Below are 26,159 nucleotides of genomic sequence, written 5' to 3' on the forward strand. Positions count from 1 at the left end.
ATTTTTGAACTCAATAAAATTTCAAAATAATAGTAGAAAATTACTCCTAGCAGTAGAAAAGTTCCCGTGAGATAAGTCACTACAGAATGACTTTTAAAAAATACATCTGAAAAAATCAAATTGGCAATACAGATAATAACATAGAGGATCAAGCCCCTATTGATAATTTGTCTTATTTTTTTATTTGAAATATTCCAGGTAAAATATAGAATATAAACCACAAAACTGATAATCAAATAAGGATTATAAAGCCAGAAATTGCTGTACAAAAATGTATTTTTAAGAAAATGTAAAGGCTCATTCCAATAAATTATTTTGGGTATTGCAGCTAGCGCTTCTACAAAAAATGTAAGCAATAAAAAATAGGAAAAAAAACCGACCGCTTTATCGGTCGGTTTTTTCTGATAATAATATAAACCGGAAATGGCAGCAATACCTTCCAGGAGAATTACTAGAAAAGTAAGGTTTTGCATCAATAAATTGTTGGAGGATCACCACCCTGAACTATATTCATAGGCTCAATTTCATAATTATTGGGGTCAGAACCTTCTTCGGAAATCTCTGTTTCTCCCGTAGCTCCTTTAGTGGGTGCAAGAAAGATTGTGGAATAACTCTTTTTAGCGTTGGTTCGAGGATAAGCCCCCAAATAAAACCGAATTCCGGGTTTTTCCACGCCCTGCTCCTTAGATTTCTCCCGAACATAATCCAGGTATTCCTGTAATTCGTCCAGACTATACCAGAATTCGCGGGTATCTTCATAGCCCTGTCCACGTGCAATTTCCCTTCCTCGGGTCTTAACCCATTCATCCTGTTCCTTTCGCGCTTCTTCCACGCTGATACATTTTTTTGGTTTTTCCATATTGTGTTAAAAATTTTATTAATTCTAACCAAAATTTATTTAATGAATATCTCCCGGCCAACAGACCAGGAGATTATTATGTAAATTTTAAGTTTTCTTAATTTAATGCTATTTCTTCTTCTCCATACGGATTTCCTGGATCATAACTTCCTGGAGGCCATAATCCGCTACCGGTATTCATCGGAAGTATATCATAATTGTTTAAAGGAGCTTCCCCTTTATTCTCAGCTGAAATCACGTCTTTTGTTGGTGAAAAGAACAAAGTGGTTTTACCTCCTTTTTCCTCACCATATGCTCCAAGATAAATTCTAATTCCAGGATTTTTAACTCCTTGTTTTTGAGATTCTTTTTTTACGTACGCTAAATATTGTTCCAAATCTTCAAGACTCCAATAAAATTCGCGAGTATCAGGCCCTAATTGACTGGTAATAATCTCATAACGCGTTTCTACATACCTGTCTTGCATTTCCTTTGCAGCTTCGTGGGTTATAGTTTTAGAAGGCAATTCACTTTTATCTTCTTTATTTAAAAATGAAAATAAAGCAACTGTAATTACTAATAACCCTAAAATTTTTAAATGATTTTTCATAATACATAATGTTTTAGTTATTATTATGACAAAACTAACAAAATTTTGGGAGTTTATAAACTCGGGAGCGAATACGAGACTACCAAAGGTTTAAAATAAAAAAGTGCCGTCTTGGTTTTTCGGAAAACTAACTACCCTACCAATTAGTTTTCCACCTTAACGACACTTTTTTGCCCCAAAACACTTTAGCTAACTAAAATGACTAATACAAATGTAGACGAAGGCATACTTGTCTACAAGGGGAAAAATCCCCTTTTTGATAAATCATTGAAAGAAATGTAATTTGAATTTTAAATACCCACCGGTTTCCAAGTTTTTTAGGAACCTAATTTAAAATGCACTTCCTCTCCTGTCTTCTTCTGCGCCAGGATGTTAAGCGAGTGCTCACTAAGCTGAAGTACTCTGGGATAACCGCCCGTAGTTTGGCAGTCCCGCATTAAAACGATAAGATTTCCTCCCGGGGTGAGTTGTACGGTGCCGGGCAAAACCGGTCCGGTGATGATGGGTTCAAGCTCGTTTTCCAGTTTTTCCCCGAGCTGCACCGCCATCCGGTTATTGTTTTTACTAATACTGAAGTTGTTTTTTAGTAATGTAGTTTTTAATTCCTGCGGAAGTTTTTCAAATTCAGGCCCGGGAAATACCTTGATCTCTGAGGTCTCCAGGTAAGAATTATCGAATTTCACCGAAGCATAGGTTTCCTTTACTTCTGCTGAAACCGATGAATAAGGCAACCGATGCCCTTTCTCCAGTTTTTGAAATTCCGTAATTCCCTCATACCAACTACGGCTTTCCAGGATCTTTTCGGTTTGAAAGCCGCCTGCGATGGCGAGATATGCCCTGGAACCCTTCACCGGCCTTCCGAAACTGAGCACATCTCCGGATTCAACTTTTATGACCTCATTATTCTCTATTTCTGAATCATTAAGTTTCGCACTGAGGTAAGCTCCACTAATCGCGATCTTTGTGGGAGCCGGAAATTTAAGTTTTGGGCCCATTTGTGTGATTTCCAAAACCGCCGCATCGGCATGGTTTCGCAAAATGAGATTCGCTGTTTTTAAAGCCATCCTGTCCATCGCTCCCGAAAAAGGAACTCCGTATTTCTGAAATCCGCGCCGACCAAAATCCTGAATGCTGGAAAATAATCCCGGGTGTAAAACTTCGATCTCAGCCTTCATAGTTTTCCTTTTTTAGTTGAAATTTTCCCTCCGAAACCTGTTGCGAAATCTCAACAAATTCCACTTTGGAAACGGAATAAAATTTCACCTTGTCGCCAGGCGAAATTTCACAAGGCGGATTTAAATTTTTATCGAAAAAATTCACCGGACAATTGCCTAAAATCTGCCAGCCACCCGGGCTCGATTTTGGATAAATTCCGGTCTGATTTTCACCTATCCCAACAGCCCCTTTTTCGATCTTCAAACGCGGCTCTTTTTTACGGGAAATTTGAAGCTTTTTATCGAGGCCGCCGAGGTATAGAAATCCGGGTAAAAAACCTATAAAATAAACCGTGTAAACGGGGGCGGTATGCAATTCAATTATTTGAATTTTTGAAAGCTTTTTTTGACTAGAAATTTCTTCCAGGTCCCAACCAAATTCTTCATCATAACACACGGGAAGATGAAAAATTTGCCGGTTGGATAATTTTGTTATCTTAGCCTCAGAAAACAGCCGTTTTAAAGCTGAAACCTCTCCATAGACGTCTTCTATAGTAAACATATAACTAATTAATAACGAGTTGTATGTATTAGTTACTTCAACTTTTACTTCATCATAAAATTCTTCCAGCTTATTTTTGTAAAAAAGCAACTTTTCGAGCAGGTTTTCATCGATCACCGGCTCAAATTGAACCAGGATCGCCCGCTCCCCCATCGCAGATATTTTTGGAAATTCAGCCATCAAGTGTTCTTGATTTTAATGTTTTTGTCGGCTAGTTTTTCGTGCAGATATTTCAAAATTTCAACCGAATTTGGGGTGTCGCTGTGCAGGCAAAAAGTGTCTGCCTTGCAGCTGATTTCAACCTCATTTTCACAGCGAATTTTTCCTTCAGAAAACATAGTAAAAAGATGTTCAAAAACAGCTTCTTTTTCGGTGATCAAAGCATTGGATTTTGTACGGGAAACAAGGCTATAATTTTGGTTATAATTCCTGTCTGCAAAGGCCTCAAAAATCAGTGGAATTTTCCCTTTTGCCATTTCAGAAATCACCGAATTCTGAGGCACAAAAAGCGGCAGAATTTCATCGAATTCCAGCACCGAATCGATCACAATTTGAGCGATCTTTTTATCTTTTGCAGCATCGTTATAAAGTGCCCCGTGAGGTTTTATGTGGCTGAGTTTTGCACCTTCGGCTTCAGCGATCTGCTTCAGGCTTAAGATCTGTGAAATCAAAGAAAGCTGAAGATCTTCCGCAGAAATATCCAGGGATTTTCTTCCGAAGTTATCCTTATCGGGATAGGAAGGATGCGCGCCTATCTCCACATCGCGTTCCATAGCCAGAGCTACGGTATGCTGCATCGTTTCCAAAGTACCCGCGTGACCACCACAGGCGATATTACAGGCCGAAATAAGCGGCATCAGGTGGGCATCGTACTCGCCGCCTTCGCCCAGGTCACAATTGATATGAATTTCTTTCACGGTTTAAGGTTTTAGACAATATTCAGTAAAGATCAGAAACTCCCGATCACGCTAACTATGGCTTTTATCCCCAGGAAAACAGACAATGCGATTACCAGAATTCCCAAGATATTTTGCCAAACACTGTTGCGATGCTGTCCCAGCACTGAATGTTTATTAACTATCCAAAATAAGAAAATCGCGATTACGGGCAATAGAATTCCGTTGGCAATTTGAGCAAACCTGATGATCTCGATGGGGTTGATCTGCAAAGACGAAAAGAAAACGCCCAGGATGAGCACTCCTGCCCACACCATTTTGAATTTTGCGGAAGCCATCCCACCTTTCCAGCCAAGCGAACCCTGCACCACGTAGGCCGCCGCCAGAGGAGCGGTGATGGAAGAAGTGATCCCGGCAGCTAAAAGTCCCAGCGCCATAAACCAAGTAGCAAATTTCCCAAAAAGCGGTTCAAGGCTAAGAGCCATATCGGCCGCGGAATTCACATCGGTGATCCCGGCCGAGGCAGCTGAGATCAGGATCGCCATAGAAACCACACCTCCCAGTAGGATGGAAACCACCAGTTCTTTGCGCGCTGTAGGCAGAAAGGAAGAATCCTTCCATTTTTCACTCACCAGGGAAGCATGCAGAAATAAATTATAAGGTACCACCGTAGTTCCCACGATTGCCATAACCGTAAGCAGGCCGGCGGCATTGGTGGTAGGGATAAAACCTTTTAAGACTTCAAAAATATCGGGTTTGGTGAGAATAGCGGTAAGCACAAAGCTGATGCTCATAAGCAGCACCAAACCTATAAACACCTTTTCCAGGGTTTTATAGCTTCCGGAGAAAAGCAAAAGAAAAGCGATAAATCCAATAAGCAGGCTCCAGAGATTGAGCTGAAAACTACCCAGTTGCAGACTCTGATCTCCAAAGATCGCCTGGGCACCAAGAACCGCTCCGGTGATATTTCCGGCTTCGTAAGCGGCGTTGCCTATCACAATGGCCGAGAAGATGAGAATGATCGCGAAAACCCTCAAAAATGGTCTTTTGATCTCTTCGCGAATCACTTCGCTGAGCCCTTTCTGCGATACCACTCCCAGGCGGGCAGACATTTCCTGCAAAATGATACAGGAAAACACAGAGAGTAAAAGCGCCCATAAGAGGCTGTAACCAAATTCCACCCCGGCCAGGGTGCAGACGGTCACCGTTCCCGGACCGATAAATGCGGCCGAGACCAGGATTCCCGGCCCTAGATTTTTTAAAAAATTTCTCACTTGCCCTTGCGGGATTCATTGAGCGCGTAGATGGCAAAGCTGCCTAACCAGTGCCCACCTTCGTAGCTGTCGCCTACTAAATTAGGAAAAGAATAAGCCACGTGCTTATCGGCAATGCTCTTTAAATGCCCGAATTCTTCCGGGTATTTGTTGACCAGGCCGTAAAAAACCCAGGCACGGCTAAAATTCAGGCCGTCGAGATGCACCAGTTTTCCATCGGTGCGATCGGAAACTTCGCCTACTTCAATATCGAAACTTTCTTTCTTTAGGTCGGGCATAAAATCGTCTACCCACATTATAAAAGCGTTTTTAGGCAAAACCCGACGCATAATATTTACTTCCTCCAAACAAGGAGAGAGGAAATCGAAACCACCCGGTTCCCAGCCTATCGGGCAATGATCATCACTAAGGTAAAATTCCTTGGCCCGCTTCGAGATAAGATCCTGAAACTCTTTATTTTCGACGGTAACGGCATAGTCCCAGGCATAAGACAATGCAAAGGCAGTATTCTCGTGTTCTCCAACCCTGATAGGGTAATTGAGTTTTGGCAAAAATTCCGTGTAGCGTTCTACAATAAGATTGGTTAAAGGCTGGAGATTTTGATCAAGTTCTTCAGCCAGGGGATCTTCCCAGGTCTTAAGTTCCTCTGCCAGCTTGAGCAACCAGGCCCAGCCATAGGTGCGCTCATAAGAATCGCTATGTTCTCTTCTGAAATATTCCAGCTCTCCCTGAATATTTTCAGCAGAAAGGCTTTTTTGAAGTAATTCTCTTATTTGTTCGCGTTTCTCCAATTTGGGAAACTGTTTTAACAGGCTTACCAGCGACCAATGCCCGTGCACGGAAGAATGCCAGTCAAAACAGCCATAGAAGACGGGATGAAGTTCGCTGGGTTCTCCCATTGCTTCCTTATTTTCCAGGGTTTGGTTCAGTTTGTTCGGATATTCCGTTTCAATACAAGAAAGAGGAAGTTCGGCCAGTTTATTGGCCTCTTCGAGATCAAATTCTATACTTTCGCTAAGTAAAGCCTCGGTAACGGTGGGTGCTTCTATACTATCGTCCTCCGCTGTTGAAACCGATTCTGAGGTTTCATTGTTTTTACAGCCGGAAATTATTACTAAAAGCAGCAGGATAATTCGTTTCATTGGTTTTGGGTTGTGAGCAAGTAAAGATATAAGTTTATAGATAAACCTTTTAAAAATTTGCATTCATTTATAATTTAGAAACTTAACCCAGCCAACCATCCCGGTCCAGACTTCTATACTGAATGGCTTCACTGATGTGACTGGCCGCAATATTTTCAGATTGTTCCAGATCGGCGATACTACGGGAAACCTTTAAAATTCGATCATAGGCCCTAGCGGAAAGATTGAGCTGTTCCATCGCAGTTTTTAGCAGTTGTTTGGAAGCCTCATCCAGATCGCAGAATTCCCGTATCTGTTTTACACTCATCTGGGCGTTATAATGCACGTTGGGGTTTTCTTTAAAACGCTGCGTCTGAATTTCCCGGGCCGCGGTTACCCTTTTCCGGATATCTACACTGCTTTCTCCTCGCCGTTCTTCGCTAAGTTTTTCAAATGGTACCGGCGTAACCTCAATATGGATATCAATCCGGTCCAGCAAGGGCCCACTGATTTTAATGAGGTAACGCTGCATTTCGGCAGGGCTGGAAGTTACCGGCGAATCGGGATCGTTAAAATAACCGCTGGGACTTGGGTTCATGCTGGCCACAAGCATAAAACTTGAAGGATAGGTTACGGTGAATTTAGCCCTGGAAACAGTAACCTCCCGATCCTCCAGCGGCTGGCGCATCACTTCAAGTACGCCGCGTTTAAATTCGGGAAGTTCATCCAGAAATAAAACCCCGTTATGCGACAGTGAAATTTCTCCCGGCTGTGGATAAGCACCGCCGCCAACAAGCGCCACATCTGAAATTGTGTGGTGCGTGCTCCTAAAAGGTCGCTGAGACATCAAACCAACATTTTCTCTAATCCTGCCAACTACACTATGAATTTTTGTGGTTTCCAGAGGTTCTTCCTTATCAAAAAACCTGATCACCTCCAGGATATTATCTACGCCATAGATCTTAATCCCGTTTACCACCGCTGCTTCCTTTGCGTTTTGTTTGGGAAGGATGAAGCCTTTAAAACCTTCCTCCCTGGCTTTAATGGCAATAGGAAGGGCCCCCTTTATGGGTTGCAGACTTCCATCAAGGGAAAGCTCCCCCATTATTAAATACTCTGAAATGTTATCAGCCTTGATCTGGCTTGATGCGGTTAAGATGCCGAGGGCAAAAGTAAGGTCGTAGGCCGAGCCTTCTTTCCGAAGATCAGCCGGGGCCATATTCACTATAATTTTTTTACCGGGAAATTTATAACCGGTATTCTGTAAGGCGGCGGTTATGCGATAGCTGCTTTCCTTAACAGCATTATCGGGTAAACCAACCAAATGATAGGCAATGCCGGTAGCCACATTTACTTCAATAGTAATTGTGGTTGCCTCTACTCCAAAAACGGCACTTCCGTAAACTTTTACCAGCATTTAAAGAATTTGTTTCTTTAAATTTAGTAAAATTTATGAAATGATTTGAGTGTTAAACGTTTAAGACGTTGTTTCGGTAGTATTCTATGAGACCATCAATAGGTCTTCTCACAATATTTCCGATCTCAATACCATATGGCTGAGCCACAGCACGAATTATATCTTCGCTAAAAAAAGCGATGCTACCTATAAAATGTACAGGTACATTCTGGGCCTGTTTGTATGAAAGAACCCTGGAATGCATAAAATCGGTAATGCCTTCGTGAACCAGTTTATAGAAATATCCGTTTCGCTCGTTGGTGAAGATAAATTCAGCAAAGTTTGCGAGATAGGTATTGGGATTTTCTTTACGGTAAAGATTTTTCTTAATCTCATCTGAATCAAGATTATATTTTTGCTCAAAAATAATCGCCAATTCAGGCGGCATTCTTTTGTAATAGTAATCCCGAATAAGTCTTTTCCCGAAGTAATTACCACTGGCTTCATCCATAAGAATATATCCCAGGGAATGAACTACCTGTTTAATTTCTTTTCCATCGTAAAAACAGGAATTAGAACCAGTACCCAGGATACAAACTATACCGGGTTCTGTAGTTGCGGCATATACAGCAGCCACAATATCCTCTTTTACGATTACCTCATTGACATTAGTAAAAAAATTAGCGAAAATATTTTCCAGAAGTTTACGGGGTGTTTCGGTGCCACAACCGGCACCAAAAAAATGAACCCTTTCTACCTTATCTTTTACGTTACGCAAATCTGCGTTTTCTTCAATACGCTGTTCAAGAACCAACTCAGGAAAGACCGCCGGGTTTAGCCCTTTGGTTCTGGTTTTAAGAACCTGCTCTCCCTGGGCATTCAGTAAGATCCAATCACATTTTGTTGAGCCACCGTCTGCTAATAAAATCATTTGTTTTAGTGTGGTTTAAAAAAAAGCCTGAAAGAAAACTACTGCAGGATTTATTGAAATCCTACAGTTCCAATTTTCTTTCAGGCTTTTTTCATTTAATATTATAATGATGCTACGTGCATCGCCAGTTTAATTATTGAAGCAGAATAACCATATTCGTTATCATACCAGGCCACTAATTTAAAGAAATTATCGTTTAATGCAATCCCGGCTCCGGCATCAAAATTACAGGTATGTGCTTCAGAAACAAAATCCTGAGATACCACGGCTTCTTCAGTATAAGAAATCACTCCTTTGTAATCTCCTTCGGAAGCTTTTTTGAAAGCGGCTTTCACCTGATCGTAAGAAACAGATTTTTCGGTACGTACGGTAAGATCTACAACCGAAACATCTGCAGTTGGAACTCTCAAGGCCATCCCTGTAAGTTTTCCGTCTAATTTAGGAATTACTTTTCCCACGGCTTTTGCAGCACCTGTTGAAGCTGGAATAATATTTAAAAGCGCACTTCTACCTCCTCTGAAATCCTTTTTAGAAGGACCATCAACTGTTAACTGAGTGGCTGTAGTAGCGTGAACTGTTGTCATCAATCCTTCTATAATTCCAAACTCATCATCAACCACTTTTGCTAGTGGGGCCAAACAGTTGGTGGTACAGGAAGCATTAGAAACTATATTATCTTCGGCTTTTACATCTTTATGATTAACCCCCATTACAAACATAGGTGCATCTTTAGAAGGAGCAGAGATCACAACTTTTTTAGCACCTGCAGTGATATGCGTTTGGGCCTGATCTTTACTCGTGAAGATCCCTGTACATTCAAGCACAATATCTGCCCCAACATCACCCCATTTAAGGTCTTCAGGATTTTTTTCTGCTGTTACGCGAACAGTATTTCCATTCACCACAAGATTCCCGTCTTTTACATCAACATCTCCCTTGAATTTTCCATGAACTGAATCATATTTAAGCAGATATGCCAGATGATCTACGTCTAGAAGATCATTGATAGCTACAACTTCTACATCTTTATTTTCGGCCGCTATTCTAAAGGCGATTCGCCCAATACGACCAAAACCATTAATTCCAATTTTAGTACTCATAATTTTAAATTTTAAATTTTACACAGAAGTGATGTTCGCCACCCTTCTTAATTCTTTGTCTAATTTGCGCCCTTCCTTGAGCGCTTTTTCCAATGATACATGAACCACTTTCTGATGGTGCACTCCAATCATAATATTGGATTTACCATCGGTAAGCGCTTCTACTGCCCCTACACCGAGTTTACTTGCCAGCACCCGGTCAAAACAACTTGGAGAGCCTCCACGTTGAATGTGCCCCAGCACCGACACCCGAATGTCGTACTCTTCATATTTTTCGCCGATATGTTCGGCGAGTTCAAAGATTGTTTTTCCGCTTTTCTCTCCTTCGGCTACCACGATAATGCTTGAGGTCTTTCCGGATTTCTTACTCTTTTCCAGAGATTCCATCATTAGCTCTACTCCTCCATCTTCTTCAGGAATAAGGATTTCTTCAGCACCTGCTCCTATTCCGCTGTTCAAAGCAATATCGCCGGCATCACGGCCCATAACCTCAATTAAAAACAGCCTGTTATGGGAACTGGCGGTATCCCTTATCTTATCTATGGCCTCAACCACTGTATTTAATGCAGTGTCGTAACCGATGGTATAATCGGTGCCGTTAATGTCGTTATCGATGGTCGCCGGAATTCCAACAACCGGAAAACCGAACTCCTGGTTAAACAAAAGACCTCCGGTAAAGGTTCCATCCCCACCTATTACAATCAGGGCATCTACCCCTGCCTTTTTAAGGTTTTCATAAGCTTTAGCTCTCCCTTCTTTGGTTTTAAATTCTATTGAGCGAGTAGATTTAAGGAAAGTGCCGCCTTTATTAATTACATTTCTTACAGATCTTGCGTCAAGCTTTTCGAAATCGCCTTCAATAAGTCCCTGATAGCCCCGGTAAATACCCGTACAGTCGAGATTGTAATAAGAACAAGCCCTCACGACGGCTCTTATCGCGGCATTCATTCCGGGAGCATCTCCCCCCGAAGTTAATACTGCTATATTGTTGATTTTCTTTATCATTACCTCAAAACTATTTCAATTGATCAATATAACCTAATTTCCGCAAAAACTAAATCGTTTTCGGTTAATAACTAATAAAAACAGCCCGTTCATTTGGGCTGTTTTTAATAATTTGGGAGTTTTTCTAGTTTTTTACTAATATTTCATATTGCCAGGGTGCATACTCCAGCTTGTCATTTTCTGTCAATTTTCGAGTTTCTCCGGTCAAATAATTTTGATAATCTCCTTCCTGTTTTACCGTAAAATTAATAGGAGAATCACTGAAATTAGCGAGATAAATTAGCTCCCGGCCGTTTTTTTCCCGTTTAAATGCCATTACCTTCTTCTCTTCTGAAGTTTCCAAAGCTTCATAAGAAGCCGCTTCTTTCGCTCCATGCAGGGCTACATTTTCATTCTTAAGCTTACCTAATTTCTCGAGGATTGGCCATAGCTTCCCTTTTTCTTTAGAAATTGTATCCTTTTCAAAGAATCTAAGTCTTTTATCCATATCATATTCCTGACCGCTATAGATAAGCGGCATTCCCGGAAGCGTATAAGTAAAAGCAAGCATAGCTTCTGAAGCATCTCCCATTCGCTCTTTCACGGTACCACTCCACGAATTTTCATCGTGATTTGTCACAAAATTCATCAGGTAGTCATCATCCTGGTAAGTGGTATCAATCTTTTGCATATAGGCATTCCAGTCTTCGACAGTTTTTTTGCCCTGAGCTATTTCATTCATTATGTGGTGACCTTCCCAGTTGTAACCCATATCGAAAGCCTCATGGAAAAGATCTTTATCCTCAGACTCCGCCAACATGAATAGTGGTTTATTGGTTTCCAGCTTTTCTACAGCCTGCTCCCAGAATTCTGTAGGAACCTCACCGGCCACATCGGCACGGAAACCATCGATATCATATTCTTTTACCCAGAATTCCATCTCTTTGGTCATCGCTTCCCAAAGCTCTTTATTATCATAGTTAAGGTCGGCAACATCAGTCCAACCCCAGCTTTCACCGGTATCAGGGTTTAAAGGATCGACAATCTCACCTTTATCATTTTGGGTGTAAAATTCAGGATGTTCTTCCATCCAGTGGTGGTCCCAGCCGGTGTGGTTGGCCACCCAATCAAGAATCACATACATTCCGTTTTCATGAGCGGTTTCCACAAGGTTTTCGAAATCATCAAAATTTCCAAATTCCGGATTTATATCGGTGTAATCAGCAATAGCGTAGTAGCTACCCAGGTATTTTTTTCTTTCCTCTTCGTCTTCAATATCTTCAATAGACAGATCCTGAGTTGCTTTACGATTCTTCATCGAAATAGGATAAACCGGCATCAGCCAGATCACTTTCACTCCTAATTCCTTTAACTGTGGAATATCTTTGGTGAATTCTTCGAAGGTTCCTTCAGGAGAATACTGGCGAATATTCGCTTCATAAATTACGGCAGACTCCAATGCTTCGTTAGAAACCGGCTCCAGACTTTCCTGTTTTTCTTCTTTTTGCTCTTCCTGCTTTGGCTCGTTTTTGCAAGAAACCAGGAGCACCAAGAGAGCCATTATTATTGAAAATTGTTTCATAATTAATAATTATTTAGTTGATTTTTGTTGTTAATAGGTATACCCCTTCTCCATTTAATTCCAGGTTGTCATTCCATCTCAGGGTTTCTTCGGAAATCAGGTTTTTAAGGTTTTTTCCATTCAGACCTAGTTGCTCAAATCTTTCCAGGTCTAAACTGAAATTTCCCTCATTTTTATTCAGAATGATCACTACACTTTCGGCTTCAGTTTGTCTTGCCAGCACATACACTCCATCCTGAGGTGCAAAATGAAGGGTTTTGCCCAAATGAATTGCCTCTGAGTTTTTACGGTAGTTTAAAATTTTCTTCAGAAAATCCTGCATTCCCACTTCTTCTTCTGAAAGTCCCTCTCCTGTGAAGGCATTGGTATCATGATCTTCCCAACCACCGGGAAATTCAGTGCGGATGAGTCCGTGATCGCCGGGATTTGCAGTATCATCCATCAGGATCTCGGTACCATAATAAATTTGAGGTGTCCTTGGAAGCACCAGCATATAAGCGACAGCCATTTTGGTTTTGGCTACATCTTCATCCAATTGCGTAAAGATCCTGCTCTTATCGTGGTTGTCGGGGAAAATCATTATATCCTCAGGACACTCATAGGCAAAATCGTTAGCCAGACCTTCATAAAGCTTAGTGAGCCCGCTGCCCCAGTCTTCTTCTTCCTTTAAACCTTCTACAATAACTCCTTGCATGGCGAAATCCATTGTAGATCTAAGGTTTGATTCATAACCGTCTTTATTTTCTACGCCATCCTGCCAATAACGAATTAACAGCGGATTATAACTCCATTCTTCTCCCACGATATTGAAATCGGGATATTCGGTCATTATGGCTCCCGCCCATTCGCTCATAAACTCTTTATCGGGATAGGGATAGGTGTCCTGGCGAATTCCACCAAGGCCAAGGTATTCAATCCACCAAATACTATTCTGAATAAGATATTTAGCCATAAACGGGTTTTCCTGATTCAGATCTGGCATAGTATCCACGAACCAACCTTCGGTCATTTGTTTCTTATCTACTTCAGCAGCATAAAAATCCTGGTTAGTAGTTCTAATATGATTGGATTTTGTTATTTCCTTTCCCTGCTCAAATTCTTCCTGGTAATTCAACCAGTCTTCAAAAGGCAGGTCTTCCATCCACCAGTGGCCTGACCCAATATGGTTGGCCACCTGGTCCATAATGAGTTTGATTCCTTTTTCGCGGGCTTTTTCAGCAAGTTCTTTATATTCTTCCAGCGTTCCGAAGCGAGGATCAACTCTATAGAAATCGGTCATTGCATATCCGTGGTAAGAGCCAGATTCCATATCGTTTATCAATAATGGCGACGACCACAGGGCGGTAAAGCCCATCTCGTCTATATAATCCATGTGATCTATAATTCCCTGAATATCGCCTCCGTGCCGACCATAATCATCATCCCTATCTATGGTTTTTTCCCTAAGCGATGAATCTTCGTCATTAGATGTGTCTCCATTGGCAAATCTATCTGGAGTGATAAGATAAATCGCGTCCTTATTATTAAATCCAATAAAATCAGATTCAGGTCGGGTTCTTTCTTTTAATTCGTAATCGTGAACAAGCTTGTCTCCATTCTCCAATTTAAAATTGATAGGAAAGCTTCCCGGTTGAGCCTGTTCTGTTAATTTAAGATCCAGAAACAGGTAATTCGGACTTTTGGCGCGATGAACCGCCTCCAGATTGATCCCGGTGACATCAAGACTTACCTGAGCCTTTCCTATGTCTTCCCCGTAGATCATCAATTGTACTTCGGAATTTTCAAAACCAAGCCACCAGTTAGGCGGTTCTACTCTTTCAATTTGAGCCGTCATAGAGAGGGTTCCGAAGAAAAGTAGGGTGATTAATATTTTTTTCATGTTTCAAGAATTTAAAAGCTGCAACTTTAAAAAGCTACAGCCTGGAATTTAAACGGTTTTTTCCTGGTTTGGACTTACCTCTAAAGTTTCACCATCAACTTTAATCTCAATAGCGCTATCTCCCTCGAGTAAAAATCTGGTTTTATCCTTGGTTACAGTAACTTTCAGAATCTGATCCCTAAAGTTAACCTTAAAGGAATAAGCCTGCCATTCGTCAGGAATTCTTGGAGTAAACTCCAGCTGATCTTCTCTCACGCGCATTCCCCCAAAACCTTCTACAATACTCATCCAGGTTCCGGCCATGCTGGTAATATGGCAACCCTGCTCTACCTCGTTGTTGTAATCATCAAGATCAAGACGGGAAGTTCTAAGGTATAAATCATAAGCCTGTTTCATTCTGCCCAAAACTGCGGCCTGGATGCTATGTACACAAGGAGATAAAGAAGATTCGTGAACCGTAATTGGCTCATAATAATTAAAATGTTTTTCCAGGTCTTCTTTGCTAAAGTGGTCTTCAAAGAAGTAAAAGCCCTGCAATACATCAGCCTGTTTTATGTAACAGGAACGCAGGATGCGGTCCCAGCTCCATTGCTGGTTAATAGGTCTCTGATTTTTATCGAGCTTGCTAACCGGTTTTATCTCCTTATCAAGGAAGCCATCCTGCTGAAGGAAAACCCCGTCTTTTTCTGAAAACGGGAAATACATAGCCTCTGCAACTTCCTTCCAGGAAATCAACTCGCTATCGGTAAGATTGGTGTGCCCCATAATGCGTTCATAATCTTCCTCAAAACCCTGCTTCACCTTATCGATCATCTCCATAGTGTATTCCAGGCACCATTTCGCGATATAGTTGGTATACCAGTTATTATTTACGTTATTCTCATATTCATTGGGCCCGGTAACTCCCAGAATAACATATTTATTCTTATCACTGCTAAAGTTGGCTCTTTGATGCCAGAATCTCGAGATGGCGATCATTACTTCCAGGCCTTTTTCAGGGATATACTCAAAATCTCCTGTAAAGCGCACATAATTAAAGATGGCATAAACCATAGCCCCGTTACGGTGAATCTCCTCGAAGGTAATTTCCCATTCGTTATGGCTTTCTTCCCCATTCATCGTTACCATTGGGTAAAGCGCAGCCCCGTTTTTAAAACCTAATTTTTTGGCGTTTTCAATAGCCTTATCGAGTTGATTATAACGGTAGATAAGCAGGTTTCTGGCCACCTTTTGGTCTTTGGTTGCCATATAAAAAGGAATACAGTAAGCTTCGGTATCCCAGTATGTGCTTCCGCCGTATTTCTCTCCTGTGAAACCTTTAGGGCCTATGTTCAGTCTTTCATCTTTTCCTAAGTAAGTTTGATTTAGCTGAAAAATATTGAAGCGTATCCCCTGCTGGGCTTTCACATCGCCCGTAATGGTGATATCGGCCATCTCCCAGATCTTCGCCCAGGCTTCTTTTTGCTGCTGAAGCAACTCCTCGAAACCTGAAGCCAAAGCAGACTCCAATACTTCTTTTGCCGCTAAAACCAATTGATCTCTATCGTGGTTCATATCGGTTACATAACCGGCATATTTTCTCAAACTAACTTTCTGTCCTTTTTCAGCATTAACTGTATAGGAGAAAGTTAATTTATCGTGGGTTCTGGATTCTTTAAAATCCAGGTCTTTCTTTTCTCCATCAACCAAAACTTCCGACTGCATAAAGCTGCCAACGTGGAATTCAGTCTTAAGAGTTTTTGAAAGGATAAAGCCTTGATTTCTTTCGGTTTTAACGTCTAAAGTCTTCCAGAAATGCTCTTCCCAATTGGCATCGGTATTGGTGATTCCGCCATCGAGGTAAGGTTCAAAACGAAGTTCTGCATCGCTGTTTATTACCTCAACTTCATAATCTATCGCTCCCAGTTCATCTTCAACAATCGACAGAAACCTCGTCGCTTTAACAGCAATCTCTATATCATTCGGCAAAACAGCCACAAAACTCCGATGATGGAAACCTTCTTTCATATTAAGCTCCCGTTTGAAATCTTTCACCTCCTTACAGGTAAAAAGGTCCAGAGCTTCCCCGTTCACAAAAACGTTTATTCCAATCCAGTTGGGTGCATTTAGCACTTTTGCGAAATATTCGGGATAGCCGTTTTTCCACCATCCAACCTTGGTCTTATCGGGGTAATAGACCCCACCGATATAGCTTCCCTGGAAACTTGGCCCTGAATACTGTTCTTCAAAATTAGCACGCTGGCCCATCACCCCGTTTCCAATACTGAAAAGACTTTCGGATGATTTTACTTTATCGGCATCAAACCCCTCTTCAAGTATTGACCATTCGTCTGGTTTTATATAATCCTGGTTCATTTAATCTCTATTTTCTAAGTAGTTGTTCTATAAATTCTCTTTCTATTTCCGTAAAATCGGAAAACACATAATCTGCTTCGCCTAAATTGCTTTTATCACCAATGCCAATACTCGTCATATTAGCCCGGTTCGCGGCCTGAACGCCAGCCACCGCATCTTCGAACACAATGCTATCTTCCGGTTTTACACCCAATTTTTCAGCAGCGATCAAAAAGACTTCTGGATCGGGTTTTGCTTTGGTGACATCGGTACCATCCACAATAGCATCAAACTTTTCCAGGAGATCGATCTTCTTCAGGATAGTTCGTGCATTTTTACTGGCGGAACCCAAGGCAAAGGGAATATCATTCCCAATAAGATAGTCGAGTATTTTTGTTACTCCCGGTAGGATTTCAGTCGCATCCATCTCATTTACATAAGACAGGTAATTTTCGTTTTTTAGATCCATCTGGCGCTGGAATTCTTCTTCTGAAAGCTCCATCCCGCCCCATTTTAATATTTTATGAAGTGAATGCACACGGCTCACTCCTTTAAGTTGTTCATTTTGATCTTCGGTGAAATCGAAACCCAGATCGTTGGCCAGCTTCCGCCATGCCAGAAAATGGAATTTTGCCGTATCTACTATTACCCCGTCCAAATCGAAGATCATTCCTTTTCTCTTCTTCATTTCCATAATTTAATTTTTTACTTCTATAGGCTCATCCGCATCATAGATCCGGACTGTCAACAAGGCTGCAATAAGAAAAGCTATTCCACTGGTCATCAGAGCATAGATCGGATTTCCGCCATAAAAGTATTTCACCATTGGTCCACCAATAAGTGCATTGATAATTTGAGGTATTACGATAAAAAAATTGAAGATACCCATATAGACGCCCATTTTCCTAGGAGGAATTGAACCGGCAAGAATCGCGTATGGCATAGCCAGAATACTTGCCCAACCAATTCCTATCCCTACCATAGAAAGCAGCAACCAGTATTCATCGGGTGCAATGTAGATGGATAATAATCCGAGTCCTCCTGCAATAAGGGAAACCATATGTGTGCTTTTTCTACCAATCTTAAGAGCAATGGCAGGTAAAAAGAATGCAAAAACAGCCGATACAGCGTTATAAACTCCAAACAATACTCCAACCCAGTCTCCCGCATCCTGATAAGTCTCACTGCTGTTATCTGACAGCGGCAAGCCGTAAATATGATGCGCTATTGCAGGAGTTGAAAACACCCACATCCCAAACAAACCAAACCATGAAAAGAACTGCACCCAGGCAAGCTGGCGCATAGTGAATGGCATATTTTTAAAGTCGGTGAAAATATCTAAGAGGCTGGACTTTTTTGCGTCCTCGGGAACTACTTCTTCCACGTGGTCGTCCATTTTCTCGAGTTCCTCGGGGGAATATTCGGTAGTGCTAAAAACTGTTACCAGAATACTACCAACCAAAATCGCCGCACCAATTACAAAGGACAACAGAAGGTTTAACGGAACCTCTCCGGCTACTGTACGGTTGCTAATATCGAACCAATTAGCCAACACATAAGGTAACCAGGAACCAATTACGGCACCAACTCCAATCAGAATTGTTTGTACACTAAACCCAAGAGTTCGCTGGTCTGAGGGCAGATTATCTGCAACCAGGGCTCTAAAAGGTTCCATAGCAATATTAAAGGAGGCATCCATCACGAAAAGCATACCCGCTCCTATCCAAAGGGAAGGAAGAATCGCGATAAACATATCTGCATTGGGCATTAAAATAAGACCAGCCGCTGCAAGAATAGCTCCGGTAAGGAAAAAAGGACGACGCCGGCCCAATTTGGTCCAGGTCCTGTCACTATAATATCCAATAATTGGTTGAACTACCAGTCCGGTGATAGGTGCTACCAGCCAGAACCACGAGAGTTCATGAACATCGGCTCCAAAAATTTGTAAGATTCTACTCGCGTTGGCATTTTGTAGAGCAAAACCCAATTGTATTCCCAGGAATCCAAAACTCATGTTCCAGATCTCCCAAAAACTCAAGGTTCGTTTTTGCATATCGTAAGTTTAAATGTGTTACGATAAGCGCTAAGACTTATCAAAACTTATTAAGGTAGGAAGTAAAAATATAAGTTCTGATAAATTGAAACTGGGCGCAAATATAATAAAATTTTAAAAGTAAAACGCTTTATTAATTTTTTGTAGATTCTCTGCGCACCAAACTGGTTTCTACGATAACGGTTTTATAGGACTCTACCTCATCTGGTTTTCTTTCCAGTTTATCGATGAGCAGATGTGCTGCTTCTGCACCCATTCTAGTGCCGTGCTGACTTACCGTGGTAAGGCTTGGGATAAAATTCTTTGAGAGTTCTCCATCTGTAAAACCAACAACCGAGACATCTTCAGGCACATTGCGACCCTGCCGTCGTAAAGCTCCTATTGCCGAAACCGCGAATTGCTCGTTTACTGCAAAAAGGCCGTCCACATCCCTGGTCTTCAAAAACTCCCCGATCTCCTTCTCGCTGTTTTCCATATCCTCTATTTTAAGAATAAGGTCTTCATCCACAGGATAGTCATTTTCCTCAAGGGCTTCTATGTAACCTCTGGTTCTAAGCTTACCTACACTAACATAGTCTACTGTAGTAAGGATACCGATCTTTTTACATCCCGTTTCTATTAAATGCTCCACAGCTTTTTTGGCTCCTATTATATCATCAATAATAACTTTATCACAATGGACCTCATCTACTACCCTATCAAAAAGTACCACGGGCATCCCCTGATTTATAACCTCGGTGAGGTGATGGTAATCTTCTTTTTGCATAGTTTCCTTGGCCAGGGAAAGGATAAACCCATCGGTACTTCCGTTTGCCAGAAGATCCAGGTTGAGTACCTCCCTGTCAAAAGAATTATTGGAGAGGCATACAATCACATTATAACCTTTTTCATTAGCTACCTGCTCCACTCCACTAATCACTGTAGTGAAAAAATAATGTACGATCTCCGGAATAATAATCCCAATGGTCTTGGTCTTACGGTTCTTGAGACTTAAAGCAATATTATTGGGCTTATAATTATAGAGTTTAGCGAAGGCCTTTATTTTTTGCTTGGTATCCTCCCCTATTTCAGGGCTGTCTTTGAGAGCTTTGGAAACGGTAGAAATAGAGACATCTAATTCTCTTGCAATTTGCTTTAAGGTAAGTTTAGGACGCATACTATTTAATATGGAATTAATAAATCAACAGGTAGTAAAAACCTGATATGGTAAAAATATCACAATTTTCATGGCTTATCATTAAAATAAAAAAGTTTTCAACACGCAAACGTTTTCGGACGTTGGAGGTGACCGGAATCACATCTGAGCCGTTAGAATTTACCTACTTTTAACCTCAGGAAGTAAAAATATAAGATTAATATTTAGTTAAATCAATAAAATAATTTATGAAAACACTATTCAAAAGCACGTTGATGTTGCTCCTTATGCTGCCAATGAGCTTTTTCGCCCAGGAAAGCGTTAGCGGGGTGGTTAGCGAAAGCGCCTCCGGCCTTCCGGTTCCCGGCGCAAACGTTATTGTTAAAGGAACCACCAACGGTACTGTAACCGATTTTGACGGGAATTATACCATTACCAATGTACAACCGGGAGATGTGATCGTCTTCTCATTTCTAGGTTTTGCAACTCAGGAAATTCCTTATGATGGTCAAACCACTATCAATGTTCAACTTGATGAAGATGCTGCTACCCTTGAGGAAGTGGTTTTAATTGGATATGGTAGTACCTCAGAACAGGATGCTACGGGATCGGTAGAAAAGGTTTCTTCCGAGTCCTTTAATAAAGGTGCTGTTGTTTCTCCGGAACAATTGCTTTCAGGTAAATCTGCGGGGGTTAGAATTACTCCAGGTGGAGGTGCTCCGGGAGAAGGCGGCCAAATTAGAATTCGTGGAGGTTCATCCCTTTCAGGAAACAACGATCCACTTATTGTAGTAGATGGTATTCCATTAGACCAAAGGGGAGTTCAGGGAGTAAGAAACCAATTGAACTCGATTAACCCTAACGAAATTGAAGATTTCGTGATCTTAAAAGATGCTGCAGCTACCTCTATCTATGGTTCCAGAGCCTCTAACGGGGTAATTCTTATTACTACTAAAACCGGTAAAAAGAACAGTCCGCTACGGTTGGAATATGACCTAAAAGTTTCCGCAGGACAAATTATCGATAAAGTAGATAACTTAGATGCACAGGAATTTAGAGCTCTTATTGAATCTACCCCGGGCACCGACCCTAACCTTTTAGGAGAGTATGATACAGATTGGCAAGATGAGATTTACCAAACTTCCATAGGAGCAATTCACAACCTTACAGCTTCTCAGGGATTTGATAATTTTTCTTATCGTGTAAATTATAACCACACGTCTCAAACAGGAGTATTGAAAACCGATGTTTACGAAAGAAATGCACTAAATATCGCATTAAATCAGGATTTATTCGACAATCATTTAAAACTGGCCTTAACTACTAAAGGTATTGTAGACGAAAACCGTTTCGCAGACCAGGGAGCTATTGGAGCCGCTGTGGCTTTTGACCCTACTCAGCCGGTTTATGATGAAGATTTGCCATTTGGTGGCTACTTTGAACATAATACTATGAGTAACGACCAAGTGATTCCTCAACTTCAAGCTACGAGAAACCCATTGGCTCTTCTCGAAACCCTTGATGGAAGAGGAAAAACAATGAGAAACATCACCAATTTAAATGCTGAATATAAATTCCATTTCCTTCCGGAATTGAAATTCAATGTTAATGCCGGTTTTGATTATGCAGAAAACGAAGGCCACAACTACCGTCCAAGATATGCGGCAGGAAACGGCTTATATATTCAAGGAAGAGAATACACTCAGGAATATTCAGGGATAAACCGAAATACGCTATTGGATTTCTATTTCACCTATAAAACCGAGCTGGAAGCTCTTGATACTGAAATGGATCTAACTGCAGGACACTCTTATCAGGAATTCTATATTGAGAATAATAATGAGTACACTGTTGCTGATGATCCCGGTTATCGTGTTGAACCATCAGTAATCAACCGGAATGCCCTGGAGTCTTATTTTGCCAGAGCAAGCTTTGACATCGCTAACAAATACCTTATTTCAGGTAGTGTGCGTCGCGATGGTTCATCCAGATTTGGTGCAGATAATAAATGGAGTACTTTCCCTTCAGCATCTGTGGGATGGAAAATACACAATGAAGAGTTCCTATTGAATTCAAATACCTTATCTCAATTAAAACTTAGAGCAGGCTACGGGGTAACCGGTAACCAGGAAATTGGTATTAACTACGGATATATGGGGATCTACTCTCCTAGTGTAGGACCAGCAAGATATCAGTTTGGCAATCAGTTCTATAACACTCTTAGACCTGAAGAATTTGATGCCGACCTTAAGTGGGAAGAACTGCAAACCTATAACGTAGGTGTGGATTTCGGTTTCTTCAATAACAGACTTTCTGGTACTGTTGAAGCTTATTACAGAGAAACAGAAGATCTTTTGGCTACCGTACCGGTGCCTGCAGGAGCTAACTTAAGTGACCTTTTAGTTACCAACGTTGGTGAAACCGTAAGTAAGGGTGTGGAAGTTGGCCTTAACGGAACGCTTATTCAGAAAGAAGATTTCAACTGGGATATGAACTATAACATCACCTTCCAGGATTTGGAGATCACCAGACTTTCTTTAGGTGAAAATCCGGATTTCTTTATACCTCAGGGAGGAATTAGCGGTGGTGTTGGTAATAACATCCAGATCTGGAAAGAAGGTTACGATCCTTCTACTTTCTTTGTATTCCGTCAGGTTTACAATGAGGCAGGACAACCAATTGAAGGTGCTTACGCAGATGTTAACGGCGATAATGAAATTACCGAAGCCGATAAAGTACCTTATAAAAAGGCAAATCCAGATTACTTTATGGGATTCACCAATACCTTAAACTATAAAAACCTGGATTTCAGCTTTACCTTTAGAGGAAGCTTTGGTAATTATATGTACAACAATACTCAGTCTGGAAACGGTTTCGTAACCGCTGGTACAGTAACTCCGCAGGATTACTACTCAAACCTTAACAGCAATGTGCTGGAAAGTAACTTTGTAAACAACCAGTTGTTCTCAGATTACTATATTCAGAAGGCAGATTTCGTGAAATTAGATAACATTTCACTGGGTTATCTTTTCCCTGGAGAAAAAGTAGATTTCAGAACCTCGCTTACGGCGACCAACCTTTGGACCATTACAGATTATGATGGGCTTGATCCTGAGATCTCCAATGGTATTGACAATAACTTTTACCCAAGGTCTACAAGTGTTGTACTTGGTCTAAACCTTATATTTTAATAATAACAAAATAATATACTAGCTATGTTTAAAACATTTAAATCAATTCTGCTCGTTTTTCTTGGGGTGGCCCTATTCTGGTCGTGCGAGAGCGAACTGGAATTGCTACCTGAAGATAACAGGAGCACAGCTGAAGCTACCTTCGATAGCCCCGAAGCTTACAAGCAGTTTTTAGCTAAATTATATGCCGGCCTTTCTGTTAGTGGTCAGCAAGGACCTGCCGGAGATGCAGATCTTCAAGGTCTTGATGAAGGTTTCTCTCAGTATCTGAGACTTTACTGGATGATGCAGGAACTTACTACCGAAATGGCGGTAATTGGATGGAATGATGGTACAATTAAAGACCTTCACGCCCAAAACTGGACTTCAGGTAATGAGTTTATTAGAACAATGTACTCAAGATTGATGTATCAGGTAGCTCTTAACAACGAGTTCCTGCGTCAAACCACTCCCGATCTTTTGGATTCCAGAGGAGTTGGAGGCGCGGAAAGAGAAAGCATTCTCGGGTACCGTGCTGAAGCAAGATTCTTAAGAGCGCTTCACTACTACCACGCTTTAGATCTGTTTGGAAATCCTCCTTTTGTTACTGAAGAAGATCCAATTGGAGCTTTCCTTCCGGAGCAAATTCAAAGTCAGGAGTTATTTGATTATATCGCTTCTGAACTCGAAGCCATTGAAAACGGTATCTCTCCCGTTGGATCTGCAGAATATGGTCGTGCCAACCAGGCTGCCGTTTGGATGCTACAAGCAAAACTTTACCTGAACGCAGAAGTTTACACCGGTTCTCCTCAATATGACAAAGCTATGGAGTACACCCAAAAGGTGATCAATACTAATTATGATCTTGTAGATGATTACCAGAAACTTTTCCTAGCAGACAACGATAAAAACGGCGCACAGCAGGAAATTATTTTCCCAATTACTTTTGATGGAAATAACACCCAGTCTTATGGTGGGATGGCTTTCATCATTCACGCTGCTGTAGGTGGCGATATGGATCCTGCCGATTTTGGTGTGAGCAGTGGTTGGGCCGGATTAAGAACTACCTCTGCTCTTGTAGAGCAATTTCCTGGAGAAGCTGAATCTGACGATAACAGAGCTTTATTCTTTACTGAAGGACAAACAAAAGAGATCAATGATATCTCCAGCTTTACTGATGGTTATGCCGTGACCAAATTCAAAAATGTTGATGTAGATGGCAATCCTGGTAAAGATAGTACAGGAGAGTTCCCGGATACCGATTTCCCAATGTTTCGTTTGGCCGATGCCTACCTAATGTATGCTGAAGCGCATCTCCAAGGTGGTGGCGGAAGTCTTTCTGAAGCAACTAATTTGATCAATGACTTGCGCGAAAGAGCTTATGGCGACCCAAGTCGTAACATTTCTGAGAGCGATCTTAGCTTAAACTTCATCCTTGATGAACGTGCAAGAGAACTTTACTGGGAAGGTCACCGTAGAACAGATCGTATTAGATTTGGAGTATTTTCAGACCGCGGCGTATGGCCCTGGAAAGGAAATGTTCCTCAGGGAACTACTACAGGAGCTCACAGAGACCTAATGCCAATCCCAGCTTCAGACTTAGGCGTAAACACCAACTTAACCCAAAATCCAGGATATTAATTTTATAATAACATTAAAAATGAAAAAACTTTCAATTTTATTATTCGCATTTGTTGCGTTAATGAGCTTTAACGCATGTACAAGCGACGATGATATAGTATTTGTAGCGCAACCAGATCCCGAAGGGATTGAGTTCACCAATACTTTTTCTGAGGTATACTTACTTACCAGCAGCACCAGTAACAACCTTGCAGAGCGTTTTGTATGGAACGAGGTAGATTTTGATGCTCCTACCACGATTACTTACGAACTTCAGGGAAGCACTGATGCAGATTTTACTGTAGTTGACGTTTTAGGAAGTACAGGAGGAAATAACCTTGGAGTTACTGTAGGCCAAATGTTAAGCATGGCTGAAGATGCAGGTCTTGATAATGACCCTGCAACCGAGGAACCTAATACCGGAGATCTCTACTTTAGAGTTCGTGCCTTTGCAGGAGACGGAGAAGGAAATGCTTTGGAAGAATATTCTGAAGTAAGAAACCTTAGCGTTATGCTTCCTGAAAGCGGTGAAGAAGAGGAAGAAGCCATGAGAGAGCTTTACTTTGTTGGGGATGCTACCGCTGCCGGATGGAGCCCTGATAATAACAATACTCCAATGTTCAGAGATGCTGAAAACGAAGATGTTTACTACTTCCAGGGGCGTTTTGCCGGTGGAGGCGATGTTGAAGGTTTCAAACTTGTTGAAATTCCAGGACAATGGCAACCACAATGGGGTGGTACAGACGGAGTTCTTAGTGTAAATGCTGGAGATTCTGATGATCCTGCTGCCTTCAAAGTTGCAGCCGATGCTTACTACTCTCTTATGGTAGATGTTGATAATATGACCTACACCTGGGAAGAAATAGACGAAAGCGATGCTACAGTTTATAATGAGATAGGTATTATCGGAGATGCCACCGCTGATGGGTGGGATTCAGACCAGGATATGACTCAATCTGATTTTGACCCACACATCTGGTATGTTAACGATATTGAGTTAACAGACGGAGAAATTAAATTCAGAGCTGATAATGATTGGGCTGTAAACTGGGGCGATGAAACTCCCATTAGTGGACAAGGTGTTCAGGAAGGGTCAAATATTCCTGCTACTGCCGGAACTTACGACATTTGGTTTAACACACTTGATGGCCGGTATATTCTTATTCCGCAAGCTGCTGAGTAATTATATATCTTAACAAAAAGAGGCTGTCTAAAAAGGCAGCCTCTTTTTTGTATAATTAAGTGATCATGTTTATTTTTAAGCATGAGCAGCAAAGTAGTATTCAAGACTTACCAACAGGACCAGTTAAGTCTTCTTCCTCCCAGTTATGATGATTTAGTTCCCAAGAATCATCCCGTACGAATAGTAAATACAATTATTGATCATATAGACATCTCTGCTTTGGAGAAGAGCTATAAAGGTGGTGGCACTTCAAGCTATCATCCGCGGATGCTTCTCAAAGTTGTTATCTATGCCTATTTACGCAACATTTATTCTTCCCGAAAAATTGAACAAGCCC

Annotated in this window: 21 protein-coding genes; 4 read left to right on the plus strand and 17 right to left on the minus strand. The window is 41.3% G+C overall.

The features are described from left to right. Nucleotides 1–472 precede the first annotated feature (472 nt). The 17 genes from BM266_RS08890 to BM266_RS08970 all read right to left on the minus strand — a co-directional run bounded on the left by BM266_RS08890 (nucleotide 473) and on the right by BM266_RS08970 (nucleotide 19,870). A complete protein-coding gene (locus BM266_RS08890; protein WP_093408515.1) occupies nucleotides 473–859 on the minus strand; it encodes a hypothetical protein in 387 nt (128 codons plus the stop codon). Nucleotides 860–956: 97 nt separating this feature from the next. Further along, on the minus strand, nucleotides 957–1,448 hold the full coding sequence (locus BM266_RS08895; RefSeq protein ID WP_093408518.1) for a hypothetical protein: 492 nt from the start codon (nucleotides 1,446–1,448) through the stop codon (nucleotides 957–959). Between the two features lie 317 nt (nucleotides 1,449–1,765). After that, nucleotides 1,766–2,623: a 5-oxoprolinase subunit C family protein gene (locus BM266_RS08900; RefSeq protein WP_093408521.1), complete on the minus strand. Its 858-nt coding sequence runs from the start codon at nucleotides 2,621–2,623 to the stop codon at nucleotides 1,766–1,768. Further along, nucleotides 2,613–3,344 (minus strand): 5-oxoprolinase subunit PxpB, encoded by a 732-nt coding sequence (gene pxpB / locus BM266_RS08905; protein WP_317040969.1) that lies wholly within the window; start codon nucleotides 3,342–3,344, stop codon nucleotides 2,613–2,615. Before pxpB ends, BM266_RS08900 begins: the two co-directional genes overlap by 11 nt. Then, entirely contained in the window at nucleotides 3,344–4,081 is a 738-nt protein-coding gene (gene pxpA, locus BM266_RS08910) for a 5-oxoprolinase subunit PxpA (protein WP_093408526.1), read from the minus strand. Before pxpA ends, pxpB begins: the two co-directional genes overlap by 1 nt. A 32-nt stretch (nucleotides 4,082–4,113) precedes the next feature. Beyond that, on the minus strand, nucleotides 4,114–5,334 hold the full coding sequence (locus tag BM266_RS08915; RefSeq protein WP_093408528.1) for an Nramp family divalent metal transporter: 1,221 nt from the start codon (nucleotides 5,332–5,334) through the stop codon (nucleotides 4,114–4,116). After that, nucleotides 5,331–6,476, minus strand: a complete 1,146-nt coding sequence (locus BM266_RS08920) for a DUF2891 domain-containing protein (protein WP_093408531.1) — start codon at nucleotides 6,474–6,476, stop codon at nucleotides 5,331–5,333. Before BM266_RS08920 ends, BM266_RS08915 begins: the two co-directional genes overlap by 4 nt. An 82-nt stretch (nucleotides 6,477–6,558) precedes the next feature. After that, nucleotides 6,559–7,872 (minus strand): YifB family Mg chelatase-like AAA ATPase, encoded by a 1,314-nt coding sequence (locus BM266_RS08925; RefSeq protein WP_093408533.1) that lies wholly within the window; start codon nucleotides 7,870–7,872, stop codon nucleotides 6,559–6,561. Nucleotides 7,873–7,924: 52 nt separating this feature from the next. Then, the gene (locus BM266_RS08930) at nucleotides 7,925–8,782 is read right to left on the minus strand and encodes a BadF/BadG/BcrA/BcrD ATPase family protein (protein WP_093408536.1); all 858 of its coding nucleotides are present in this window, start codon (nucleotides 8,780–8,782) and stop codon (nucleotides 7,925–7,927) included. A gap of 101 nt (nucleotides 8,783–8,883) precedes the next feature. After that, complete coding sequence (gap, locus tag BM266_RS08935) at nucleotides 8,884–9,882, minus strand: type I glyceraldehyde-3-phosphate dehydrogenase (protein ID WP_093408539.1); 999 nt, start codon at nucleotides 9,880–9,882, stop codon at nucleotides 8,884–8,886. An 18-nt stretch (nucleotides 9,883–9,900) separates the two neighbouring features. After that, complete coding sequence (pfkA, locus tag BM266_RS08940) at nucleotides 9,901–10,887, minus strand: 6-phosphofructokinase (protein ID WP_093408541.1); 987 nt, start codon at nucleotides 10,885–10,887, stop codon at nucleotides 9,901–9,903. A 124-nt stretch (nucleotides 10,888–11,011) separates the two neighbouring features. Further along, nucleotides 11,012–12,448 (minus strand): alpha-amylase family glycosyl hydrolase, encoded by a 1,437-nt coding sequence (locus BM266_RS08945; RefSeq protein ID WP_093408544.1) that lies wholly within the window; start codon nucleotides 12,446–12,448, stop codon nucleotides 11,012–11,014. A 13-nt stretch (nucleotides 12,449–12,461) separates the two neighbouring features. Next, on the minus strand, nucleotides 12,462–14,327 hold the full coding sequence (locus tag BM266_RS08950; protein ID WP_093408546.1) for a glycoside hydrolase family 13 protein: 1,866 nt from the start codon (nucleotides 14,325–14,327) through the stop codon (nucleotides 12,462–12,464). Nucleotides 14,328–14,375: 48 nt separating this feature from the next. Then, complete coding sequence (locus tag BM266_RS08955; protein WP_093408549.1) at nucleotides 14,376–16,682, minus strand: glycoside hydrolase family 65 protein; 2,307 nt, start codon at nucleotides 16,680–16,682, stop codon at nucleotides 14,376–14,378. A gap of 7 nt (nucleotides 16,683–16,689) precedes the next feature. Further along, on the minus strand, nucleotides 16,690–17,349 hold the full coding sequence (pgmB, locus tag BM266_RS08960; RefSeq protein ID WP_093408582.1) for a beta-phosphoglucomutase: 660 nt from the start codon (nucleotides 17,347–17,349) through the stop codon (nucleotides 16,690–16,692). Nucleotides 17,350–17,358: 9 nt separating this feature from the next. After that, complete coding sequence (locus BM266_RS08965; protein WP_093408552.1) at nucleotides 17,359–18,714, minus strand: MFS transporter; 1,356 nt, start codon at nucleotides 18,712–18,714, stop codon at nucleotides 17,359–17,361. A 133-nt stretch (nucleotides 18,715–18,847) separates the two neighbouring features. Next, nucleotides 18,848–19,870 (minus strand): LacI family DNA-binding transcriptional regulator, encoded by a 1,023-nt coding sequence (locus tag BM266_RS08970; protein ID WP_093408554.1) that lies wholly within the window; start codon nucleotides 19,868–19,870, stop codon nucleotides 18,848–18,850. 227 nt (nucleotides 19,871–20,097) lie between these two features. Between BM266_RS08970 and BM266_RS08975 the strand changes: the two genes are divergently transcribed. From BM266_RS08975 to BM266_RS08990, 4 genes are all read left to right on the plus strand, one after another. After that, nucleotides 20,098–23,040, plus strand: coding sequence for a SusC/RagA family TonB-linked outer membrane protein (locus tag BM266_RS08975; RefSeq protein WP_093408557.1), 2,943 nt, complete (start codon nucleotides 20,098–20,100; stop codon nucleotides 23,038–23,040). 24 nt (nucleotides 23,041–23,064) lie between these two features. Further along, nucleotides 23,065–24,660 (plus strand): RagB/SusD family nutrient uptake outer membrane protein, encoded by a 1,596-nt coding sequence (locus BM266_RS08980; RefSeq protein WP_093408559.1) that lies wholly within the window; start codon nucleotides 23,065–23,067, stop codon nucleotides 24,658–24,660. 19 nt (nucleotides 24,661–24,679) lie between these two features. Next, nucleotides 24,680–25,822 (plus strand): SusE domain-containing protein, encoded by a 1,143-nt coding sequence (locus BM266_RS08985; protein WP_093408562.1) that lies wholly within the window; start codon nucleotides 24,680–24,682, stop codon nucleotides 25,820–25,822. An 81-nt stretch (nucleotides 25,823–25,903) separates the two neighbouring features. Beyond that, nucleotides 25,904–26,159: transposase (locus tag BM266_RS08990; protein ID WP_139220614.1), on the plus strand; the 256-nt coding region annotated here is incomplete at its 3' end.

It is taken from the genome of Salegentibacter flavus (genome assembly GCF_900115145.1).
GTDB classification, from domain to species: domain Bacteria; phylum Bacteroidota; class Bacteroidia; order Flavobacteriales; family Flavobacteriaceae; genus Salegentibacter; species Salegentibacter flavus.